Source organism: Micromonospora sp. NBC_00421, assembly GCF_036017915.1.
Classification (GTDB): Bacteria; Actinomycetota; Actinomycetes; order Mycobacteriales; family Micromonosporaceae; genus Micromonospora.
The window spans coordinates 5,346,542-5,367,091 of the sequence record NZ_CP107929.1 but is presented as its reverse complement, the minus strand read 5'-3'; the positions used below and the strand labels follow the sequence as shown (position 1 = coordinate 5,367,091).

The 20,550-nt window shown below is 72.6% G+C and carries 19 protein-coding genes and 1 pseudogene; 10 read left to right on the top strand and 10 right to left on the bottom strand.

The features are described 5' to 3' along the window. Nucleotides 1–55 precede the first annotated feature (55 nt). The gene (locus tag OHQ87_RS22770) at nucleotides 56–322 is read right to left on the bottom strand and encodes a BldC family transcriptional regulator (RefSeq protein ID WP_328340944.1); all 267 of its coding nucleotides are present in this window, start codon (nucleotides 320–322) and stop codon (nucleotides 56–58) included. A gap of 268 nt (nucleotides 323–590) precedes the next feature. Here OHQ87_RS22770 and OHQ87_RS22765 point away from each other — a divergent pair, with 268 nt between their 5' ends. The 3 genes from OHQ87_RS22765 to OHQ87_RS22755 all read left to right on the top strand — a co-directional run bounded on the left by OHQ87_RS22765 (nucleotide 591) and on the right by OHQ87_RS22755 (nucleotide 3,109). Then, on the top strand, nucleotides 591–1,049 hold the full coding sequence (locus tag OHQ87_RS22765; RefSeq protein ID WP_328340942.1) for an Lrp/AsnC family transcriptional regulator: 459 nt from the start codon (nucleotides 591–593) through the stop codon (nucleotides 1,047–1,049). 118 nt (nucleotides 1,050–1,167) lie between these two features. Beyond that, nucleotides 1,168–1,995, top strand: coding sequence for an SDR family NAD(P)-dependent oxidoreductase (locus OHQ87_RS22760; protein ID WP_328340940.1), 828 nt, complete (start codon nucleotides 1,168–1,170; stop codon nucleotides 1,993–1,995). Between the two features lie 22 nt (nucleotides 1,996–2,017). Continuing rightward, complete coding sequence (locus OHQ87_RS22755) at nucleotides 2,018–3,109, top strand: PLP-dependent cysteine synthase family protein (protein WP_328340938.1); 1,092 nt, start codon at nucleotides 2,018–2,020, stop codon at nucleotides 3,107–3,109. 9 nt (nucleotides 3,110–3,118) lie between these two features. Here OHQ87_RS22755 and OHQ87_RS22750 read toward each other — a convergent pair whose 3' ends face one another. The 6 genes from OHQ87_RS22750 to OHQ87_RS22725 form a co-directional block, all read right to left on the bottom strand. Continuing rightward, on the bottom strand, nucleotides 3,119–3,415 hold the full coding sequence (locus OHQ87_RS22750) for a hypothetical protein (RefSeq protein WP_328340936.1): 297 nt from the start codon (nucleotides 3,413–3,415) through the stop codon (nucleotides 3,119–3,121). Beyond that, nucleotides 3,408–3,953 (bottom strand): DUF6232 family protein, encoded by a 546-nt coding sequence (locus OHQ87_RS22745; protein WP_328340934.1) that lies wholly within the window; start codon nucleotides 3,951–3,953, stop codon nucleotides 3,408–3,410. The genes OHQ87_RS22750 and OHQ87_RS22745 overlap by 8 nt, the downstream gene beginning before the upstream one ends. Nucleotides 3,954–4,257: 304 nt before the next feature. Further along, nucleotides 4,258–4,875, bottom strand: a complete 618-nt coding sequence (locus OHQ87_RS22740) for a putative glycolipid-binding domain-containing protein (protein WP_328340933.1) — start codon at nucleotides 4,873–4,875, stop codon at nucleotides 4,258–4,260. Between the two features lie 97 nt (nucleotides 4,876–4,972). Beyond that, nucleotides 4,973–6,832 (bottom strand): DEAD/DEAH box helicase, encoded by a 1,860-nt coding sequence (locus tag OHQ87_RS22735; RefSeq protein WP_442930852.1) that lies wholly within the window; start codon nucleotides 6,830–6,832, stop codon nucleotides 4,973–4,975. Nucleotides 6,833–7,115: 283 nt separating this feature from the next. Beyond that, nucleotides 7,116–8,528 carry a hypothetical protein gene (locus OHQ87_RS22730; RefSeq protein WP_328340931.1) on the bottom strand — a complete coding sequence of 471 codons (1,413 nt, stop codon included), beginning with the start codon at nucleotides 8,526–8,528 and terminating at the stop codon, nucleotides 7,116–7,118. A gap of 140 nt (nucleotides 8,529–8,668) precedes the next feature. After that, nucleotides 8,669–10,258 carry a C40 family peptidase gene (locus OHQ87_RS22725; RefSeq protein ID WP_328340929.1) on the bottom strand — a complete coding sequence of 530 codons (1,590 nt, stop codon included), beginning with the start codon at nucleotides 10,256–10,258 and terminating at the stop codon, nucleotides 8,669–8,671. Between the two features lie 244 nt (nucleotides 10,259–10,502). Between OHQ87_RS22725 and mqnE the strand changes: the two genes are divergently transcribed. From mqnE to OHQ87_RS22710, 3 genes are all read left to right on the top strand, one after another. Continuing rightward, the gene (gene mqnE, locus OHQ87_RS22720) at nucleotides 10,503–11,672 is read left to right on the top strand and encodes an aminofutalosine synthase MqnE (protein ID WP_328340927.1); all 1,170 of its coding nucleotides are present in this window, start codon (nucleotides 10,503–10,505) and stop codon (nucleotides 11,670–11,672) included. Nucleotides 11,673–11,695: 23 nt separating this feature from the next. Next, complete coding sequence (locus OHQ87_RS22715; protein WP_328340925.1) at nucleotides 11,696–12,136, top strand: hypothetical protein; 441 nt, start codon at nucleotides 11,696–11,698, stop codon at nucleotides 12,134–12,136. Between the two features lie 162 nt (nucleotides 12,137–12,298). After that, entirely contained in the window at nucleotides 12,299–12,571 is a 273-nt protein-coding gene (locus OHQ87_RS22710; RefSeq protein ID WP_328340923.1) for a DUF4229 domain-containing protein, read from the top strand. 16 nt (nucleotides 12,572–12,587) lie between these two features. On the opposite strand, the gene OHQ87_RS22705 is transcribed toward OHQ87_RS22710, so the two are convergent. After that, nucleotides 12,588–13,946, bottom strand: coding sequence for a C39 family peptidase (locus tag OHQ87_RS22705; RefSeq protein ID WP_328340921.1), 1,359 nt, complete (start codon nucleotides 13,944–13,946; stop codon nucleotides 12,588–12,590). Between the two features lie 203 nt (nucleotides 13,947–14,149). Between OHQ87_RS22705 and OHQ87_RS22700 the strand changes: the two are divergent. The 4 genes and pseudogenes from OHQ87_RS22700 to OHQ87_RS22685 form a co-directional block, all read left to right on the top strand. Continuing rightward, nucleotides 14,150–15,457, top strand: a pseudogene (locus OHQ87_RS22700) (M14 family metallopeptidase); the annotation flags it as partial. Between the two features lie 357 nt (nucleotides 15,458–15,814). Then, entirely contained in the window at nucleotides 15,815–16,750 is a 936-nt protein-coding gene (locus OHQ87_RS22695) for an ABC transporter substrate-binding protein (protein ID WP_328340919.1), read from the top strand. A gap of 232 nt (nucleotides 16,751–16,982) precedes the next feature. Then, complete coding sequence (locus tag OHQ87_RS22690) at nucleotides 16,983–18,017, top strand: FecCD family ABC transporter permease (RefSeq protein WP_328348957.1); 1,035 nt, start codon at nucleotides 16,983–16,985, stop codon at nucleotides 18,015–18,017. Between the two features lie 114 nt (nucleotides 18,018–18,131). Then, nucleotides 18,132–18,941: an ABC transporter ATP-binding protein gene (locus OHQ87_RS22685; protein WP_328340917.1), complete on the top strand. Its 810-nt coding sequence runs from the start codon at nucleotides 18,132–18,134 to the stop codon at nucleotides 18,939–18,941. Here the strand turns inward: OHQ87_RS22685 and OHQ87_RS22680 are convergent. Next, a complete protein-coding gene (locus OHQ87_RS22680) occupies nucleotides 18,936–19,718 on the bottom strand; it encodes a VOC family protein (RefSeq protein ID WP_328340915.1) in 783 nt (260 codons plus the stop codon). The genes OHQ87_RS22685 and OHQ87_RS22680 overlap by 6 nt on opposite strands. Nucleotides 19,719–19,812: 94 nt before the next feature. Continuing rightward, a complete protein-coding gene (locus tag OHQ87_RS22675) occupies nucleotides 19,813–20,550 on the bottom strand; it encodes an ABC transporter permease (RefSeq protein ID WP_328340914.1) in 738 nt (245 codons plus the stop codon).

The window sequence follows — 20,550 nt, the reverse complement described above, 5'->3', positions numbered from 1 at the left end:
CCAGTCGGAGGCGGGCCGGACCTTTCGGCCGGCCCGCGCGCCCGTATCGCACCATTCAGTACATCCCGGCATTGGCCGGACCCGGCCCGGTCGAGGCGGTAGGGCCCGCATTGCGCGGTTTGCCCATGTCATCCGCCTCGTCCAACATGCCCTCCCCTTCCAGCAGGGCCCGCACCTCGGATTCCCGAAACCGGCGATGCCCGCCTGGAGTCCGGATGCTGCCTATCCGGCCGGCCGCCGCCCACCGCGTCACAGTCTTCGGGTCCACCCGAAACAGTGCGGCGACCTCACCCGGTGTCAGCAGGCGATCTCCAGTGTCCACAGCCCCCTCCTCGCGTCGACGAAGCCCTCGGCTGAACACACTGCCCCCGGCCGGTGCGAGCCCAGAGCCGTCATGAGGGACGTATGGCAATTACAGCACCAGCGACCTGGCCTGTCCGCCAAACGCGAAAAACGCACGGAGTGAGAAGTTAGTAAATGGTACCGGCGCGGCACTCCCTTGACCGTCGGTCTGCGAACTGTCACCTGCTGTCATGTTCAACGGATGCCCGGCGCGGGACGTTACGCCCCAACGGATAGGCTCACCCTCCGTGGACACGATCGACCGGAGCCTCGTCGAACTGCTGCGCGGTAACGCCCGCCTGTCGTACGCCGAGCTGGCCCGGCAGGTCGGTCTCTCCGCGCCGGCCGTGCACGAACGGGTCGGCAAGCTGGAGTCCAGCGGCGTCATCCGGGCATACCGCGCCGAGGTCGAGCCAGAGGCGATCGGGCTCGGGGTGACCGCGCTGATCGGCATCGTCGAGGACTCCGGCGGGGACACCGACGACGTGCTGGAGACGTTCCGGCAGATGCCCGAGATCGAATCCTGCTACTTCATGGCCGGCGTCGAGTCCTTCCTGCTCAAGGCGCGGGTGGGCACCATCGCCGAGCTGGAGCAGCTGATCGTCCGGCTGAGCCGTACCCCCGGGGTGGCCTCCACCCGCACCGGCATCGCGCTGTCGACCAAGTGGGAGAACCGGCCCCAGCCGATCGAGCCGCCGACCTCCTGACCGGCCGCCGTGCCGCACCGCGGACCGACCGGCCGCCGTGCCGCCCCATGGACGGGCCCCGACGCCGTCGGGCGGGCCGGGGCTGGTGCGGAAGGGACGACGGCGATACCTTGCGCCGATGACGACGCCTGCGCCCACCACCGCCGTGGTGACCGGGGCGGCGGGCGGGCTCGGCCGGGCCGTCGCCGCCGCGTTGCACGCCGACGGCTGGACCGTACTCCTGACCGACCTGGATGCCGACGCGGTCGCGCTCGCCGCCGGACCGCTCGGCGGATGGTCCCGGGCGCTCGACGTCCGCGACGGGACGGCCTGCGCCGAGGTGGCCGCCGAAGCGGTCGGTCGGGGCGGGCTCGGACTCTGGGTGAACAACGCCGGCATCCTGGTCACCGGGCCGTCCTGGACGCAGGATCCGGCCACCCGACGGCGGGTGCTGGAGGTGAACACGCTCGGCGCGATGACCGGCACCCTCGCCGCCCTCGACGTGATGCGCGCCCAGGGGCACGGGCACGTGCTCAACGTCGTCTCCCTGGCCGGGCTGGTCGCCGCCCCCGGCGAGACCGTCTACGCGGCCAGCAAGCACGCGCTGCTCGCGTTCAGCATCGGCACCCTCGCCGACCTGCGGACGGCCGGGCTGCGCGACGTACACATCTCCTGTCTCTGCCCGGACGGCATCTGGACGCCGATGCTGCACGACCGGCTGGACGACCCGGACGCGGCGGCCTCCTTCACCGGCACCCTGCTGCGCCCGGAACGGGTCGCGGCGCGGGTCGCCCGGCTGGCCCGGCGCCCCCGCCCGGTGGTCAGCCTGCCGCGCTGGCGGGGCGCCCAGGTACGTCTGCTGGACACCTTTCCCCGGTTGGCGCTGGCGCTGGTCCCGGTGGTCCGGGCGGTCGGCCGGGCCGGGCAGCGCCGGCAGCGCCGCCGGGTCGGCCCGAACCCGAGCTGACCTCGCTTGTAACGTTGCCGACGTGACTCATCTGGACCGGTGCGACGAGGCCAGCCGGGTGTGGGTGACCGAGGCCATCGCCTCGGTGGAGGCCGACGCCAACCGGTCCGCCGACACCCACCTGCTGCCGTTCCCACTGCCCCGGCAGTGGGGGATCGACCTCTATCTCAAGGACGAGTCGGTGCACCCCACCGGGTCGCTCAAGCACCGGCTGGCCCGTTCGCTCTTCCTCTACGGGCTCTGCAACGGCTGGATCGGACCGGCGACCACGGTGATCGAGGCGTCCTCCGGCTCGACGGCGGTCTCCGAGGCGTACTTCGCCCGGATGCTCGGGCTGCCGTTCGTCGCGGTGATGCCCGCCTCCACCTCCCCCGAGAAGATCGCCCAGATCGAGTTCCACGGCGGGCGCTGCCACCTGGTCGAGGATCCGGCCAAGGTGGTGATCGAGGCGCGCTGGCTCGCCGAGGACAGCGGTGGGCACTTCATGGACCAGTTCACCTATGCCGAGCGGGCCACCGACTGGCGGGGCAACAACAACATCGCCGAGTCGATCTACGCACAGCTCGCCCTGGAGCGGCACCCGGTGCCAGCCTGGATCGTGGTGGGCGCGGGCACCGGCGGCACCAGCGCCACCATCGGCCGGTACGCCCGCTTCCAGCGGCTGCCCACCAAGCTCTGCGTGGTGGACCCGGAGAACTCCGCGTTCTACCCGGCCTGGCAGGCCGCCGACTGGTCGGCGTGCACCGGCCGGGGGTCCAGGATCGAGGGGATCGGCCGGCCCACCGTCGAGGCGTCCTTCCTCCCCTCGGTGGTGGACCGGATGACCCAGGTGCCCGACGCCGCCTCGCTGGCCGCCATGCGGGCCGGCTCGGCGGTGCTCGGCCGGCGGGTCGGCGGCTCTACCGGCACCAACCTGTGGGGTGCGTTCGGGCTGATCGGGGAGCTGCTCGCGCAGGGCCGGACCGGCTCGGTGGTCACCCTGATCTGCGACGCCGGAGAGCGGTACGCCGACACCTACTACGACGATGCCTGGGTGGCCGGGCAGGGCCTCGACCTCGCCCCGCACCTGGCCACCATCGAACGTTTCCTCACCACCGGCAGCTGGCCGGCCTGACCGGTGCCGTCAGGTCAGCGACTGCACGATGAATTCCACGGCCGTACCCGTGGCCAGGGTCTTCATCGCAGGGCCGAGTCCCTTGCGTACCGCCTCGTGCAGACCGGTGAGGCGGCTCTTCTCCTGCCTGACGGTCTCGGCGGCCACCACGGGGTCGACGACGTTTCCCTGAGCGTCGGCAGCTCCCTTCTGCTGTAGCAGGGAGATGAGCGAACTCAGCTCGTCGGCGGCATCCCGACCGACGATCTTGCCGATCTGGAGATATCCGCCGTGCATGTTGATCTGGTCGCCGTAATGGTCACCCACCGCGCACCACCTTTCCGATCTGGATGCCGTTGCTCTTCATGTTGATCTCGTCGCCGAAGACCAGTTTCCGATTGTCGATGTTCTGGATGATCTCCCGAATCGGCGGATTCTCGATGGCCTCGGCGATGAGACCCACCAGCCCGTCGATCATCACGCCGTCGGTGCTCACGAGGGCGGCGCTCGGCGCACCAGTGGTCTCCAGCACGAGGGCGTACTGGGTGGCCCGGGTGGCGATGCGGAACGCCGTCCAGCCACTGTGCGCGGCGAGGGCCAGGAAGACCAGCGCGGCGACGACGGCGACCCCGCTCGGCGCGTCGGCCTGGGCGCCGCAACAGAGCGCTACCGTCAGGCCGAACAGCCAGAAGACGGTTCTGGTGATGGCCCGGGTGACCCCCGCCCGGTCGGGTGTGGAGACCAGTGACTGCACGCGGGCGATATTGCGGAGCTGGTAGATGTCGCTACCGACCCACAGTGTGGCGCGGTTGATACGGAGCTGGGTGGTGCCGCCATGGTCGGCCACGTCGGTACCTCTCTTCACGACCTGTCGGTTTATGTGCCGCCGTGCCGACGCCGACGCTATTCCGCGCCGGAATACGGCTGGCGACACTGGATGCGACGCAAATGGTAGTGGAGTGAGAGTCCCGTGAGCGAGACCTGTCGGTATTGGGACAGGATTGGCGAAGGTGCTACTTCCACATAGCTTTCCGGGGCCGGAAAACGGCTCTTCGGAACTGTCGGCCCAACTGTTCGGGCGACCACCGGCAGGCGTCCGTTCGACATTGCGGGCGGCGCGTACGACGGGCGGCGGCGTCACCCCTGTTCGGGGCGACGGACGGTCGGACTCAGGCGGGCGACCGCTCCGCGAGGCCCGGATAGCGGATCACGAAGCCGTGGTCGTCCACTGTCAGTTCGGCCCGGAAGGTGTCACTGGCGAAGCCGACCCGCCCCGGCCCCACGGCCGTGTAGACCTGCTCGCCGGCCACCACCTCCAGGCTCGGCACCAGCACCCACGCCACGGTGATCCGGTGCTCGACGCTGGACGTGGCTCCGGCCAACCCCAACCGGCGGATCGGCAGGCTGTTGAACAGCACCGAGCCGCCCAGGTCGACGTCGAGGGCGTCGTGCAGCCGGTCGGTGTCCTCGATGCCGGGCAGCCCTGCCGGTGGACGACCGGCCGCTCGGAGCGCCGCGTCCAGGTCGCCCTGCTCGCCGGTCGTCGCCCGCCAACCGTCCGCCCCGCGTTCCAGCCGTACGGTCCGTGACCAGCCGGCCCCCTCGACCTCCACGGCGAGCGACGTGGTGACCCCGTCCGCGTCGGTCGCCAACCGGTAACGGCAGGTGTAGGGGATCGGGTCGACCGCCAGTTGGGTGCCGTGCGCAGCGACACCGGGCCCGTCGTCGAGGACGGCGTGCTCGGCCCCGGCGGTGTCCGTCCGGCTCCAGAAGAGTGACCTCGGCATGGCTCGGACGTTACGCCAGCCGGCTGCCGCCGGCAGCGCCATGCGGAAACGCCGCCCCGGAGCGTGGGCTCCGGGGCGGCGTCGACGATTCGTCGGATCAGTGGGTACGCGCCGGCGGCCGGCCGCCGAAACCCTGCCGGTCGTCGCGCGGTCGGTCGTCGCGAACCCGCCCCTCGGTGCGGAACCCGCCCTGCCGGTCGCCGCCACGGGGGTCACCGCTGCCGAACCGGCGCTCCCCGGAAGGCTGGTCGCTCCGGCCGCCGAACCGCTGCTCGCCCCGGTCTCCGAAGCGCCGATCGGTGCGGTCGCCGTAACCCCGCTCGGTCCGGGTGCGGTCGGCGTAGCCCCGCTCGCCGCCGGGGCGCTCGCCGTAACCCCGCTCGCTGGCCCGGTCACCGTAGCTGCGCTCGCCGCCGGGGCGGGCGCTGTAACCGCGGTCGCCGGTGGGACGGTCGCCGTAACCCCGCTCGCCGCCGGGGCGGGCGCTGTAGCCGCGCTCGCCGGTGGGACGGTCGCGGTAACCGCGCTCACCGGTGGGTTGGCGATCCCCGGTCGGTCGGTCGCCACCGTAGCTCCGGTCCCCGCCGTAGCCCCGGGAGTCCCGGTTGCCGCCGTAACCCCGGCTGTCCCGGTTGCCGCCGTAGCCCCTGGAGTCCCGGTCGCCGAAGCGGCGCGGCCGGTCGCCGTGCCGGCGCGCGTCGGGCTCCTCGCGTACCAGGACCGGGACGCCGCTGGGCTCGCGGGCACCGGTCAGTTCGGTAAGCACCGCGTCGCCGACCCGGACCCGCGTCTCGGCCGGCGCCACGCCGGCCTTCTCCATCATCGCCAGCGTGGTCCGCCGCTGCTTGGGCAGTACCAGTGTGGCCACCGCGCCGGACTCGCCGGCCCGAGCGGTACGGCCCGCCCGGTGCAGGTAGTCCTTCGGGTCCTTCGGCGGGTCGATGTGCAGCACCAGGGAGACCCCGTCGACGTGGATGCCCCGGGCCGCCACGTCGGTGGCGACCAGCACGTTCATCCGTCCCTCCTTGAACTCGGCGAGGGTCTTGGTGCGCATCCGCTGGGTCTTGCCGCCGTGTAGCCCACCGGCCCGCACACCCACCGCGCCGAGCTGTTCCACCAGCCGGTCCACGCCGAGCTGGGTACGGGCGAAGAGCATGGTCCGGCCGGGGCGGGCCGCGATCGACGCCGCCACGGCGAACTTGTCGTGTGGCGGGATCAGCAGCAGGTGGTGGTCCATGGTGGACACCGAGGCGGTCGACGGGGCGGTGGAGTGCGTCACCGGGTCGGTCATGAACCGCCTGACCAGGGTGTCGACGTCGCCGTCCAGGGTGGCCGAGAAGAGCAGCCGCTGGGCGTTCGCCGGGGTCTTGGCGAGCAGTTCGGTGACCTCGGGGAGGAAGCCCATGTCGGCCATCTGGTCGGCCTCGTCGAGGACGGTTACCTCGACGTCGTCCAGGACGCAGACGCCCCGGTTGATCAGGTCACCGAGTCGGCCCGGGGTGGCTACGACGATCTCGACACCCCGACGCAGCGCGTCGATCTGCCGGTCGTACGGCACGCCGCCGACGGCGGTCTTGAGGAAGATCCCGACGGCTTTGCCCAGCGGCAGCAGCGCGTCGTTGACCTGCATCGCCAGCTCGCGGGTGGGCACCAGGACCAGGGCGCGCGGGTGCAGCGGCCGGGCCCGGTTGCGCTCGGCCAGCCGGGCGATGACCGCCAGGCCGAAGGCCAGGGTCTTGCCGGAGCCGGTCTGGCCCCGACCGAGCACGTCCCGGCCGGCGATGGCGTCGGGCAGGGTGGCCCGCTGGATCTCGAACGGGGCGGTGATGCCCTGCCGGGCGAGGGTGTCGACCAACTGCCGGGGCAGCCCCAGGTCGGCGAAGCCGACGACGGGGGCGGTCGGGGCCGGGTCGGTGCCGGTGACGTCACCGGTCGGGAGGTCGTGGGCGGACGGAATGGTGCCGGGGTCAACAGAGGTGGTCAAGAAATGCCTTTCGAGCGGGGCGCATCTTCGCGATGGCCCGCCGCAGCATGAGGTACGCCGCCGAATCGCCCGCAAGATCGCCCAGGGGCACGCCACGCGCGCCAGGTCAGTGATCCCGACAAGTGTACGGCGATCCGGCGGTGCCGCCAGTGCATCCCGAGGCGGTAGTGGGCGGACTCACCTCGGCTCGGTCGTCCTCACCCGCCCGGCAGGCCCGCCCAGCAGCACATCCGTCGAGCGCAGCCTCGGCCCGATCTCACTTGGACAGCATGCCGCCGACCAGCCCGTCCATCACGTCGCCGGCGAGCAGGACGACCAGCACGCTGATCGCCACCAGCAACCCCAGCGAGGCGGCCAGCACGATCACCACCCGGGTGGTCCTGGTCCGCGAGGTCGGCGTGTCGGACCAGCCCTGGGCCAGGATGTGCCCGGTCAGCGAGCCGGAGTTCTCCACCGGATTGGCGGCCGGGAAGGCGATCGTGGAGTGCCCCGGCCCGTCGGTGCCGCCGCCGAAGCCGACGCTTGCGAGGTCCTGGCCGCCACGATAGGACGTACCGGTGGCCGTCCGGCGCGGACCGGGTGCGGCCGGGGACCGGCCGGGCGGTGCGGAAGCCGACACCACCGGTAGCACCGACGTGGCGTCCCCGGCTGACGGGTCGGGGACGACCGGTGCCCGGAACGTGGGCACGGCCGCACCGGCACCCCCCGCACCGGCTGGCCCCACCGAGGCCGCAGGCGTCGGGGCCGGACCCGCCGAGCCGGGCGCGGTGGCGGTGCTGCCGGGCGCGGTGGCGGCCCCGCCGGGCGTGGGGACGGTGCTGCCGGGCGTGGGGACGGCCCCGCCGGGCGGGGTGGCGGTGGCGGGGGCGCTGGCCCGGAAGGTGGGCGTCGGGTTCGGCCGGTCGGGCATGGCCGGTGGCGGCGGGAACGGAGGCGCCGGCATCGGGCCGGGCGACGGCGGAGGCGGAGGCACCGCCGGACCCGGGGGCGGCACCGGCGGCCCGGGTACGGGTGGGACCGGCCCGGGTGGGACCGGGACGGGACCGGGCAGCGGCGGAACCGGCGCGGGAAACGGACCGGGCGCCGGCGGCTCGGGAGTGAACGGCGACGGGCTCGGGGCCGGCCCGGGAGCGGGTTTCGGCGGCGGTGGCGGTTCCGGGGTGGGCTCCGGTGCCGGGGTCGGCGGGGTGGGCGGCCGGACCGGCTCCGGGGGCAGTGCTGGCTCCGGGGGCAGTGCCGGCTCCGGCGGCTCCGGAGCGACCGGGGTCGACCGGTACACCCCACCGGCCGCATCGCCGGCTCGCGTCCCCGCTCCTGCCGCCGCGCCTTCGGCCTCGGCGGCGGAGATCCGGCTGAGCCCGGGGACGGAGACGCTGGCTCGTGCCGTGCCGCCGTCCGGTCCGCCGCGCTGCCCGGGAACGACGGCCGGGGCGGCGGGTGCGTCGTCGGGGCCGGCGGAGGTCACCGGGGCGCCGGCTCGGTAGGTGGTCGCGACGGCCGGCTCGGCGGACGGTTCACCACCCTCGGGCGGTGCGGTCACGGTGCTCACGCTGGCCGTGGCGCGGGCTGGCCGGTCGGCGGCTCCGGTGGGCCGGCCCGGGGCGTCGGCGGCCGGGTCGGGCACGGGCCCCTGGTCGACCCGCTCCACCGGAACCTCTTGCTCACCCATGATCACCCTCCGCGCACCCTCGCACCCGCGTCCCGCGTCCCGTGACCGGTGACCGGCTGTGCCTCGTGTCACCGTGCCACATCTCGCCCCGTCGGCACAGCCGGAGTACCGACCGGGGCCGACGCGCCGGGGACGGTCGGTCAGCTCCCGGTGCTCGCCGAGGCGGTCGCCGATGCCGAGGCGGACGCCGACCGGCTGCTCTCCGGGGTGCCGGTGCTGGTGGCCGTGGTCGGGGTGGCGCTGCTGGTCTGCGGGGTCGGGGTGCCGGAACCGGAGACGCTCGGCGTCGGGCCCGCGCTCTTGGTCGGCGTGGGCGTCGGGGTCGGCGTCGCGGAGCTGGACGTCGGGGTCGGGGTCGGGGGCTTCGTCGGTACCGTGGTCGACCCGCCGGTCGGCCGAGGCGTCGGCGTGGTGGGCTTCGGGGACGCGGTGGTCGGCTTCGGCGAGGGCGTGGTGGGCTTCGGGGTCGGCGTCGGGATCTGGGTGACCGGGGAGCCGGGGGTGGTCACCGCGCCGACGACCCGGGTGGAGGCGTAGAGGCCGGACCAGCGGACCTGGGAGATCTTGACCACGTCCCCGCTGCGCGGCGCCTGCACCATCCGCCCGCCACCGATGTACATCGCGACGTGGTGGATGGTCGTCCAGCTGCTGCCCGAGGCGAAGAAGAGCAGGTCGCCGGGGAGCAGGGCACCCTGGGAGACCGTCCGGCCGCGGGTGGCGTAGTACTGGTCGCGGGCGACCCGGGGCAGGTCGTAGTACCCGGCGGACCGGTAGGCGGCCCACATCAGGCCGGAGCAGTCGAACCGGTCCGGGCCCTCGGCCGCCCAGAGATAGGGGTCACCGAGCTGCGCCAGCGCGTACCGCACGGCGGCGAGCGCCTGCGGGCTGGCGTTCAGGCCGCTGCTGCTCTGCCCCTCGACGTACGCCGCGCCCAGCTTCTGCTCGGCGGCCTCCTGCTGCTTCTCCAGCGCGATGAGCTGGGTCTGGTTGTTGGCCCGCAGCTTGATCAGCGTGGCGTCGTTGTCGCGCAGCGCCTTCTGCACCGCGGCGAACTGCTCCTCGGCCCGCCGGACCCGGTCCTCGGCTGCGGTGACCGCCTGGGCCGCGACCTGCTCGGCGGTGCGGGCCCGGGACAGTTCACCGGCCGCCGCGGTGGTCTCGTCGTCGGCCTGCTCACCCCGGGAGACCCGCTGCAGGACGCTCAACCCGCGCAGGTCGCGGGCGAGTTCGCCGGGCGGCAGGGCGGCGGCGGCCTTGAAGGCGTTGGCGGCGACGGCGTTGGCCTGCTGCTCGGCCACGGTCAGCGCGCCCCGGGCCCGGGTCAGCTCACCCTGCACGCCGGTGAGTTGGAGCCGCGCGTCGTCGCGCTGCTTCTGCAACTGGAGGAGCTGGTCGGCGAGCTGACCGTTCTGCGCGGTCAGGGCGTCGATCTGGGACAGCAGCGGACTGGTCGGGAGCCCGCCGACCGGCAGGGTCGGATAGCCGGGCTGACCGAGGGTCGGGTAGCCGGGGGCCGCCGCGCCGGGCAACTGCAATCCGCCCGCCGCCACCGGCCGGGTACCGGTGTCCGGGACGGTGTTGGGCAGCGGCGGCTCGGCGTAGGCCGGGGTGGTCAGGACCATCGCGGCGACCGCGCCGAGCAGGGCCGACCAGAGCGCCGGACGTAGCACCGGGGAGATCAGCGGGCTTCTGCGTCGTTGCTGCCGTCGCCCGTGCCCGCTGTCGACCATTCCGCTCCCTGATGTCGCGTGATGGCGCCGCGCGGGGTGGGCGCGGCGACCGGGACGCCACCGGTCGTGCGTTGCGTCCCATCCTGTCTTACCGCACCGGGACAACGATGTCGATGCGCAGACGGCTTGGAGAAGCCTGGGAGTACGGGTGAAGTACGTCGCTGCCGGTGCCCGTCCTGCCGACCCGTCGGTGGTCCGACGTAGGCTCGATCGGGACCGCAGGTGGAAGGGACGTGGCTTTTCGATGGACGCCGGACTCAAGCGTGAGCTCGAAGCGAAGGTGTACGCGGGGGAGCGACTGACCCGCTCGGACGGGATCGCCCTCTATGAGAGCGACGACCTGACCTGGCTGGGCCGGCTGGCCCACCACCGGCGTACGGAGTTGAACGGCGAACGGGTGATGTTCAACGTCAACCGGCACCTCAACCTGACGAACGTCTGTTCCGCCTCGTGTGCGTACTGCTCCTTCCAGCGCAAGCCGGGCGAGAAGGACGCGTACACGATGCGCATCGACGAGGCGGTCCGCAAGGCCAAGGAGATGGAGGACGAGCAGCTCACCGAGCTGCACATCGTCAACGGCCTGCACCCCACGCTGCCCTGGCGCTACTACCCGAAGGTGCTGCGGGAGCTGAAGGCGGCGCTGCCGAACGTCAAGCTCAAGTGCTTCACCGCGACCGAGGTGCAGTGGTTCGAGAAGATCAGCGGCCTGTCGGCCGACGAGATCCTCGACGAGCTGATGGACGCCGGCCTGGAGTCGCTGACCGGCGGCGGCGCGGAGATCTTCGACTGGGAGGTCCGCCAGCACATCGTCGACCATGCCTGCCACTGGGAGGACTGGTCGCGGATCCACGCGCTGGCCCACGCCAAGGGCATGAAGACCCCGGCGACGATGCTCTACGGCCACATCGAGGAGCCCCGGCACCGGGTCGACCACGTGCTGCGGCTGCGCGAGCTGCAGGACCAGACCGGCGGTTTCGCCGTCTTCATCCCGCTGCGCTACCAGCACGACTTCGTCGACTCGGCGGACGGCAAGATCCGTAACCGGATCCAGGCGCGCACCACGATGGCCTCGCCGGCCGAGTCGTTGAAGACGTTCGCGGTCTCCCGGCTGCTGTTCGACAACGTCCCGCACGTGAAGAACTTCTGGGTGATGCACGGGCTGTCGGTGGCCCAGCTGTCGCTCAACTTCGGCGTGGACGACCTGGACGGTTCGGTCGTCGAATACAAGATCACCCACGACGCCGACTCGTACGGCACCCCGAACACGATGCACCGGGACGACCTGCTGCACCTGATCTGGGACGCCGGTTTCCAGCCGGTCGAGCGGGACACCCGCTACAACGTGGTGCGCGAGTACGACCGGGCGCCTTCGCCGGCGCAGCGGCGTGCCGAGCCCCAGCAGGTCTGGGCCTGACCCGACCGTATGCTCGGCACACCATGACCGGACAGCAGCCGACCGCGCCGCAGCACAGCGGTTTTCCCCGCCGGGACGCCGAGGGGCGCATTCTGACCCTGGGTGACCTGCTCGGGGTGAGCGTGGCCGGCTGGCTGATCGGCCTGCTGGCGCTTGTGCTCTTCGACTGGGCGTTCGCGGTGGCCGGCGCGGGCGACTTCGGCCGTACCAATGGCTGGCTCGCGGTGATCCTGCCGGCCTGGCTGTTCTGGGACGACTTCCGGGCCTGGGACTTCGGCGCGGCCCGGGTGGTCGCGGCGTTGTCCGCCGCGGTGGTCGCGGTGCTCGCCGGGCTGCTGGTGGCGGGCCTCGCCGCAGGGCTGGCACCGCTGTTCACCGGCGGGCTGGCCGCGCTCGCGTTCACCATCGGGTACGCGGCGCTCTGGTTCCAGGGCGTGCACTGGCTGGCCCGACGCACGGGCTGAACCACAGGCGTCGGGGCCCCGGCGCAGAAGCAAGGGGTGGGAAGCATGAGCGCGAGGAGTGAGCCGGGTTTGCGAGCCCGCAGTCGCGAAGTGAGGTGGGCCCATGAGCGCGAGGAGTGAGCCGGGTTTGCGAGCCCCGCAGTCGCGAAGTGAGGTTGGCGCATGAGCGCGGCGGTCAAGTACACGTTGGCCCGGATCGGGCTGTTCCTGGTGGTCGTGGCGGCGCTGTGGCCGGTCGGGATGAACCTCTTCCTGAAGCTGATGGTGGCGTTGATCTTCTCCGCCGCCGCGTCGTTCTTCCTGCTCCGGGGCTGGCGGGACCAGATGGCCGAGGAGGTGGCCGCCGCCGCCGAGCGGCGACGCGCGGAGAAGGAACGGCTGCGCTCCGCCCTGGCCGGCGACGACCACCCCGCCGGGGGCGACCCGCGCCCCTGACCCCCGCCCCGCAGGATCACCAGTTGGTGGAGCCCGGGACGACCGGCCACGGGCGGTCGGTCGGCTTGATCAGGTAGGCGATGCCGCCCGGACCGCCGGCCACCGAGCCGTCGGCCCGGTGGCGCTTGGTCCGCAGCCAGATCTGCTCGAACTGGTCCCGCCGGTAGACGTTGCGCACCTCGGCGTTGGACGCCGACGCCGGGTCGTTGACGATCACGTCACCGTCGGCGGTGAAGCCGACGATCACGAACAGGTGCCCGGAGGTGCCGTAGTTCGACCCGTCCAGCTCGGTGTCGAGGAAGGACTGCGAGGTGATCACGGGGATGCCGGCCCGGACGAACCGTTCCACCTCGTCGAGCGAGTGCAGCCGGGTCACCCGGGCCTCGATGCCGGGGAAGCTTGCCGCGTACGCGGTGTTGAACGGCCAGTTGCCCGCGCCTTCGTACTCGTTGTCCCAGGTCATCCGGGCGGCGTGGACGACCTGCGGGTCGGGGTGGTCGGGGTCGATCCAGGCCAGGTCGGCGGCCGACGGCAGCCTGCCGTAGTACTCCAGCACCATCGTGGTGGACGTCGGGCTGCACCAGACCTGCCCGCCGCCGCCCCACTCCGGGTAGCTGCCCCGGTGGATCATCTGGGAGCGGGCCGGCACCGGCAACTCGGTGCCCCAGGCGATGCCGCCCCGGCTGGGGGTGACGGTGAACCGGTCCGGCACCTGCGAACTCATCGCGCCGAGCATCCGGACCCGGGGTGAGGCGGCCTGGCCGGGCGCGCGGTAGAGGGTGAGCCGCAGTCGGTACGACCGCAGCAGCACTCCGGCGGCGGCGTCGTCGATGGCGAAGGTGTCGGTCCAGACGCTGGACCAGGGGTCGCCCTGACCGTCCAGGGTGGCCCGGGCGATGTCCTCGTCACCGTCGGCCCAGCGGGCCATCACGTACCACGGGGTGTGGTCGCCTGTGGTGTAGGTGCCCTGGAGTTCGACCTGGAGCCAGGTGCCGGCGGGGGTGTCGGCGTTCCAGGAGGCGACGAGTTCGGTGGCGTCGAAGCCGATCGGGGTGCGCGGCGAGGTCCAGGTGGCGTACTCCCAGGTGCGGGTGGTGCCGGTGTGCGGGTCGGTGAACTCGGTGCTGCCGGCGGGACGGCCGATGGTGAGGCCGCCGCGGTGGCCGGGTACGGCGTACGTGCCCCGGTGGGTGCCGGCCCGCCAGTCGGGGTGCCGGGACCACTCCTGGAAGGTGATCTGCTCGTCGTGTCCGCCGGCGGGCGTGCGGTCCGCGGCGGGTGACGGGCCACCGGCGCGGACGGGAGCGGTGCTGGCGAGCAGGGTGAGGGTGGCGACGCCGACGAGGGCGACCGCGCGCAGGGCTCTGCTGGACATGGCAACTCCGCAGGGTGGGGAATCGTTGCCGTTCACTGTCCCGCGCGGCAGGAAATTTCGCCAGGTCGTGGTAGAAGGAAAATCCTTGCCGGGATGACGATCCGATCGGGATGGTCAGAGATAGTCACAGATATTGATATGACCAGGTGACTCCTGGTGGAGTGGGCGCACAGCGGGATACCCGTACCCCGAGGAGGACGTCCATGGCCTTCCGCACCTCCCCCTTCCGGCGTCGGCTGGTGCTCGCCGTCGTCGCCGGCCTCGGCCTCACCGCCGTCGCCACCGGGCCGGTCTCCGCGCGCCCGGCCCCGGAACCCGAGCCCGCCGCCGCCGAATACCGGGTGCTCGGCCCCCGTACCCTGGCCGACCGTAACGCCGTCGCCCGCACCGGCGCGGCCATCGACTCCGCCGAGCACGGCGTGCTGTACGTCTCGGCCACCCGGTCCGAGGCCGCCGCGATCACCCGGCTCGGCTTCCGGCTGGAGAAGGAGGCCACGCCGGCCCCCGCCGAGGGGGCGGGCACCTACGCCTTCCCGCCGGCCGACTCGAACTACCACGACTATGCCGAGCTGACCGCCGTGGTCAACCAGGTGGTCGCGGACCACCCGGCCATCGCCCGCAAGATCAGCATCGGTAGGTCGTACGAGGGCCGCGACCTGATGGCGGTCAAGATCTCCGACAACGTCGGCACCGACGAGGCCGAACCGGAGATCCTGTTCAACTCCCAGCAGCACGCCCGCGAGCACCTGACCGTCGAGATGGCGATCTACCTGCTCAACCTCTTCACCGACAGCTACGGCACCGACTCCCGGATCACCGGCATCGTCAACTCCCGGGAGATCTGGATCGTCCCCACGGTCAACCCGGACGGCAGCGAGTACGACATCGCCACCGGCTCCTACCGCTCCTGGCGTAAGAACCGGCAGCCCAACAGCGGCGCCGCGGCGGTCGGCACCGACCTGAACCGGAACTGGGGCTACAACTGGGGCTGCTGCGGTGGCTCGTCCGGCACCCCGTCGTCGACCACCTACCGGGGGCCGTCGGCCTTCTCCGCGCCGGAGACCAAGGCGCTGCGGGACTTCGTCAACAGCCGGGTCGTCGGCGGGGTGCAGCAGATCAAGGCCAACATCGACTGGCACACCTACTCGCAGCTGGTGCTCTGGCCGTTCGGCTACACCACCGCGAACACCCCCAGCGGGATGACGGCCGACCAGTACAACACCTTCGCCACCCTCGGGCAGCAGATGGCGGCCACCAACGGGTACACCCCCGAGCAGTCAAGCGACCTCTACATCACCGACGGCGACAGCCTCGACTGGATGTGGGCGACACACAAGATCTGGGCGTACACCTTCGAGATGTATCCCGGATCGTCCGGTGCCGGCGGCGGCTTCTACCCGCCCGACGAAGTGATCCCGGCGCAGACCTCCCGGAACAAGGAGGCGGTGCTGCTCCTGTCGGAGTACGCCGACTGCCCCTACCGGGTGATCAACAAGCAGAGCACGTACTGCTGAACCCTCTGACGTGACTCCGGGTGGGGTCCCGTAAGCCCCCGACGGGACCCCACCCACCCCTCCCGACCAGACGATCTTCGCTGGTCGTGCGCTACCGTGGCACCCGATCGATCCGCAGCGAAGCCGGTGCGAAACCGGCGCTGTCCCGCAACTGAGATGCCCCACCGTGGTTCCCGGCCCTGCCGGGGCCACCCCGACGCCCGGCCCGAGCGGCCGGCGTCGTCGCGTGTGGGGACGAGCCAGGTCGCCTGCGGTCGGTCGCGACACGCGCTCTCGAGGAAGGGCGCCTCGCGGACGGGTACGCCAGCGGCCCTGTCGGCGAAGCACCACGCTCCTCGACCGACAGGAGGCCAGATGTCCCGACGTACCCCCCGGCTGTTCGCCGCGACCCTCGCGGTGGCCGCCCTCGCCCTCGGCGCGTGCGCCGAGAAGACCTCCGACACCCCCGCCACCGGCGGCAGCTCCGGCACCGCCGCCTTCCCGGCGACGGTCGGCAACCTCACCCTGGACGAGCGGCCCGAGAAGATCGTCTCGCTGTCGCCCACCGCGACCGAGATGCTCTTCGCCATCGGCGCCGGCAAGCAGGTGGCCGCCGTCGACGACCAGTCGAACTTCCCTGCCGACGCGCCCAAGAGCGAGCTGTCCGGCTTCCAGCCCAACGCCGAGGCGATCGCCGGCAAGAACCCCGACCTGGTGGTGCTCGCCAACGACACCAACAAGATCGTCGCCCAGCTCACCGCGCTCAAGGTCCCGGTGCTGCTCACCCCGGCCGCGACCACCCTCGACGACACCTACCGGCAGCTCACCGACCTGGGCACGCTCACCGGCCACCCGACCGAGGCGGCCGACGTCACCGCCCGGATGAAGGACGAGATCGGCAAGCTCACCAAGGACCTGCCGAAGCGGTCGACCAAGCTGACCTATTACCACGAGCTGGGGCCGGAGCTGTACAGCGCGACCAGCAAGACCTTCATCGGCTCGATCTACGCGATGGCCGGCCTGGAGAACATCGCCGACGCCTCCGACGCCGACGGCAAGAACGGCGGTTACCCGCAGCTCTCCCAGGAGGTCATCGTCAAGGCGAACCCGGACTTCGTCTTCCTGGCCGACGTCAAGTGCTGCCAGCAGAGCGCCGACACGGTCAAGGCGCGCAGCGGCTGGGCCGGCGTCACCGCCGTCAAGAACAACCAGGTCGTCGCCCTCGACGACGACGTCGCCTCGCGCTGGGGGCCGCGCGTGGTCGACCTGCTCCGCTCGATCGTCGACGCCACCGCCAAGGTGCCGGCGTGACGGTCCACCACCGGTGACCGTGCGCTCCACCGACCCCGGGCCGGCCGGGACGCCCGACGCGTCCCGGCCGCCCGGCGTACCCGAGCCCGGTCCGGTAGCCGGCGCATCCCCGGCCGGGTCCGGGCCGGCCGGGTCCGGCTCGGCCGGGCCGGCGTCCGCCCCGGGTCGACGGTCCGCCGCCGGGTCGGCCCGCACCCCGAAGGCCCCCGCCGGTACGCCCCGACCGGCCGGGCTGCGCAAGCGCTGGCTCGCCGCCGGGGTACTCGCCGTGCTGGTGGCCCTGGTCGCCGGGGTGTCCCTCGGCCCGGTCGGCCTGCCGCCCGGCAGCGTCGCCGCCGAACTGCTCAACCTGCTGCCCGGGGTACGCCTGGACAGCGGGCTGACCGAACGCGAGATCGCCATCGTCACCGAGCTGCGGCTGCCCCGGGTGGTGCTCGGCCTGCTCGTCGGTGGTCTGCTCGCCCTGGCCGGCGGCTGCTACCAGGGCGTGTTCCGCAACCCGCTGGCCGACCCGTACCTGCTGGGGGTGGCGGCCGGCGCGGGGCTCGCGGTGACCGCGGTGATCACGCTGGGGGGTGCCGGGGCGGGTGGGGCGCTGACCGGGATGCCTGTCACCATCCCGCTCGCCGCGTTCGTCGGCTCGCTCGGGGCGGTCGCCCTGACCTACCTGCTCGGGGCGGCGGGTGGGCGGGACCGCTCCCCGGCCACCCTGATCCTAGCCGGGGTGGCGGTGTCGGCGTTCCTCGCCGCCGGGCAGACGTACCTGCTGCAACGGCACTCCGACAGCATCCAGCAGGTCTACTCCTGGCTGCTCGGCCGGCTGGGCACCGCCGGCTGGGGCGACGTCCGGCTGATCCTGCCCTATTTCGTGCTGACCGCCGTGGTGGTGCTGCTGCACCGCCGCGAACTCGACGTGCTCTCCGTCGGCGACGACGAGGCGGCCAGCCTCGGCCTGCACCCGCAGCGCTCCCGCTACCTGCTGATCGCCGCCGCCTCGCTCGGCACCGCCGCCGCCGTCTCCGCGTCCGGGCTGATCGGTTTCGTCGGGATCATCGTGCCGCACACCGTACGGTTGCTGGCCGGGTCGAGCTACCGGGTGATCCTCCCGCTGTCGATGCTCTTCGGCGCGGCGTTCCTGGCGCTCACCGACGTGGTCGCCCGCACCGCAGCCGCCCCCGCCGAGATCCCGATCGGCGTGGTGACCGCCCTGCTCGGCGGCCCGTTCTTCGTCCTGGTCCTACGCACCGCCCGCCGGGTGTTCCCGTGAGCGCGAGGAGTGAGCCGGTGTTGCGAGCCCCGCAGTCGCGAACAGAGATAAGCCCGTGAGCGCGAGGAGTGAGCCGGTGTTGCGAGCCCCGCAGTCGCGAACAGAGATAAGCCCGTGAGCGCGAGGAGTGAGCCGGTTCTGCCGGCGGTGGAGGTGCGGGGGCTGCACGTGCGGTTGGGCGGGGAGGTGGTCCTGGCCGGGGTCGACCTTACGGTCGCCCCGGGTGAGTGGGTCACCGTGATCGGGCCGAACGGCGCCGGCAAGTCGACCCTGCTGCGTGCCGTCGGCGGCCTGCTGCCCGCCCCGGGCGCGGTCTCGCTGTTCGGTACGCCGTCCGGCGCGCTGCGTCGTCGGGACCGGGCCCGGGTGGTGGCGACGGTGGCACAGTCCCCGGTGGTGCCGGCGGGCATGTCGGTGTTCGACTACGTCCTGCTGGGGCGGACCCCGTACGTCGCGCCGCTGGGTCGGGAGTCGACCGCCGACCTGGCCGCCGTGCACGACGTACTCGACCGGTTGGATCTGACCGGGTTCCACCGGCGGGAGCTGGCCACCCTCTCCGGCGGTGAGCGGCAGCGGGTCTTCCTGGCCCGCGCGCTCGCCCAGGGTGCCACCCTGCTGCTGCTGGACGAGCCGACCAGCGCGCTGGACATCGGTCACCAGCAGGAGGTGCTGGAGCTGGTCGACCAGCTCCGCCGGGCACACGGCCTCACCGTGCTGGCCACCATGCACGACCTCTCGGTCGCCGGCGAGTACGCCGACCGGATGGTGCTGCTCGCCGACGGCCGGGTCGTCGCGGTGGGGTCACCCGACCGGGTGCTCACCGAGGAGTTGCTGTCCCGCCACTACCGCGCCCGGGTCCGGGTGATCCCCGGCGACCACGGCCCCCTGGTGGTCCCCACCCGCCCGGGGGCACCGCGATCATGAGGGGTCGACGTCGCCGCGCCCGGCTTCCGTCTGGAGCAGGGAGAAAATGGCGCCCTGCGGGTCGCGGAGGGTGGTGAGGCGGCCCAGCAGGGTGTCCCGGGGCGGGGTGTGGATGGTGCCGCCGAGGATGGTGGCGCGGGCGGCGGCAGCGTCCACGTCGGCCACCGCGAAGAACACCGACCAGTACGCCGGCCGCGCGCCACCGTCACCGGTCGTCGGCAGCATTCCGGCCACGATCCGCGCCCCGCACCGCCAGCCGGTGTAGTCGTACCCGGCGGTGCGTTGTTCCTCCGGGTGCCAGCCGAAGACCAGCTCGTAGAAGACCTCCGCGCCCTCCGGGTCCGGGCTGACCAGCTCGTTCCAGCACATCGCCCCGGGGGCGTCGAGCAACTCCGCCCCGGGCATCCGCATCGGTTGCCAGACGCTGAACACCGCGCCGGCCGGGTCGGCGAAGACCGCCATCCGGCCGGCGTCGAGGACGTCGAACGGGGCGACGAGCACCTGCCCGCCGGCCGCCTCGACCCGGGTGGTGACCAGGTCGGCGTCGTCGGTCGCCATGTACGTCGACCAGACCGGCACCTGGTCCGGACCGGCCGGTGGGCCGGCGCCGGCCACCGCCCGGCCGTCCTTGCGGAAGGTGGTGTAGCCGGCCGCCTCGGGTTCCGGCGCGATCCGGCCGGTCCAGCCGAACAGCTCCGGGTAGAACCGTCGGGCGGCGTCCAGGTCGGGGGTCGCCAGGTCGGTCCAGCAGGGCGTGCCCGCGGCGACGGTGCTCATTGTCGGCCCCTCTCGGCTGCGGGGGGCGTGCCGGTGGACGCCCTGCCGGCATCGTGGCACCGGTCGGCGGTCACCGGGCCGAACCGGCGAAAGGTCAACTGAACCGGCGACCCTCGTCCCGCCGGTAGGCCCAGCCGGAGACCCCGGCGAGCAGCACGATCCAGACGCCGAGCATGGTCAGGGCGAGCGGGTCGGGTCGCCAGTCGCCGACCGCCGTCCACATCAGCTCGACCGCGCCCCGGGTGGGCAGGAACGGGGCGATCACCTTGATGAAGCCGGGTGCGTCGTCCGGGCCGGAGAGCAGGCCGCCGCCGAAAGCCAGCGGGAAGAAGACGACCTGCGCGACCACGATCGCCGCCTTGCTCGGCAACGAGTAGCCGATGGCGAGGCCGAGCAGGGTGAACGGCACCGACACCACGGCCACGGTGACCGTGCCGAGCAGCAGCCCGGCCGGGGTGACCCGGGCGGCGGTGGCGACCGCCGCGATGATCACGACGGGCAGCATCGACAGGTACGTCAGCACCAGCCCGGCCAGGATCCGTCCGGCAAGTCGGGGCCCCGGGCCGGCCGGCAGGGTCCGGGTGTACGGGTTCCACGGCTGGTCGCGGTCCTCGGCGACGCCGACGCCGTACTGGAAGATGTTGGCGCTCATCACCGCGAAGGTGACCATCGCGGCGGTGGCGTAGGTGGCGCCGGTCGGGTCGTCCCCGGCGAACGGGACGACGAAGAAGAGCATCGCGGCGGCGGGAAAGAAGGCGCTACCGACCACGGCGACCGGGATGCGGATGATCTCCAGTAGCTGGTAGCGGGCGTGGACCAGGGCGAGCGGCAC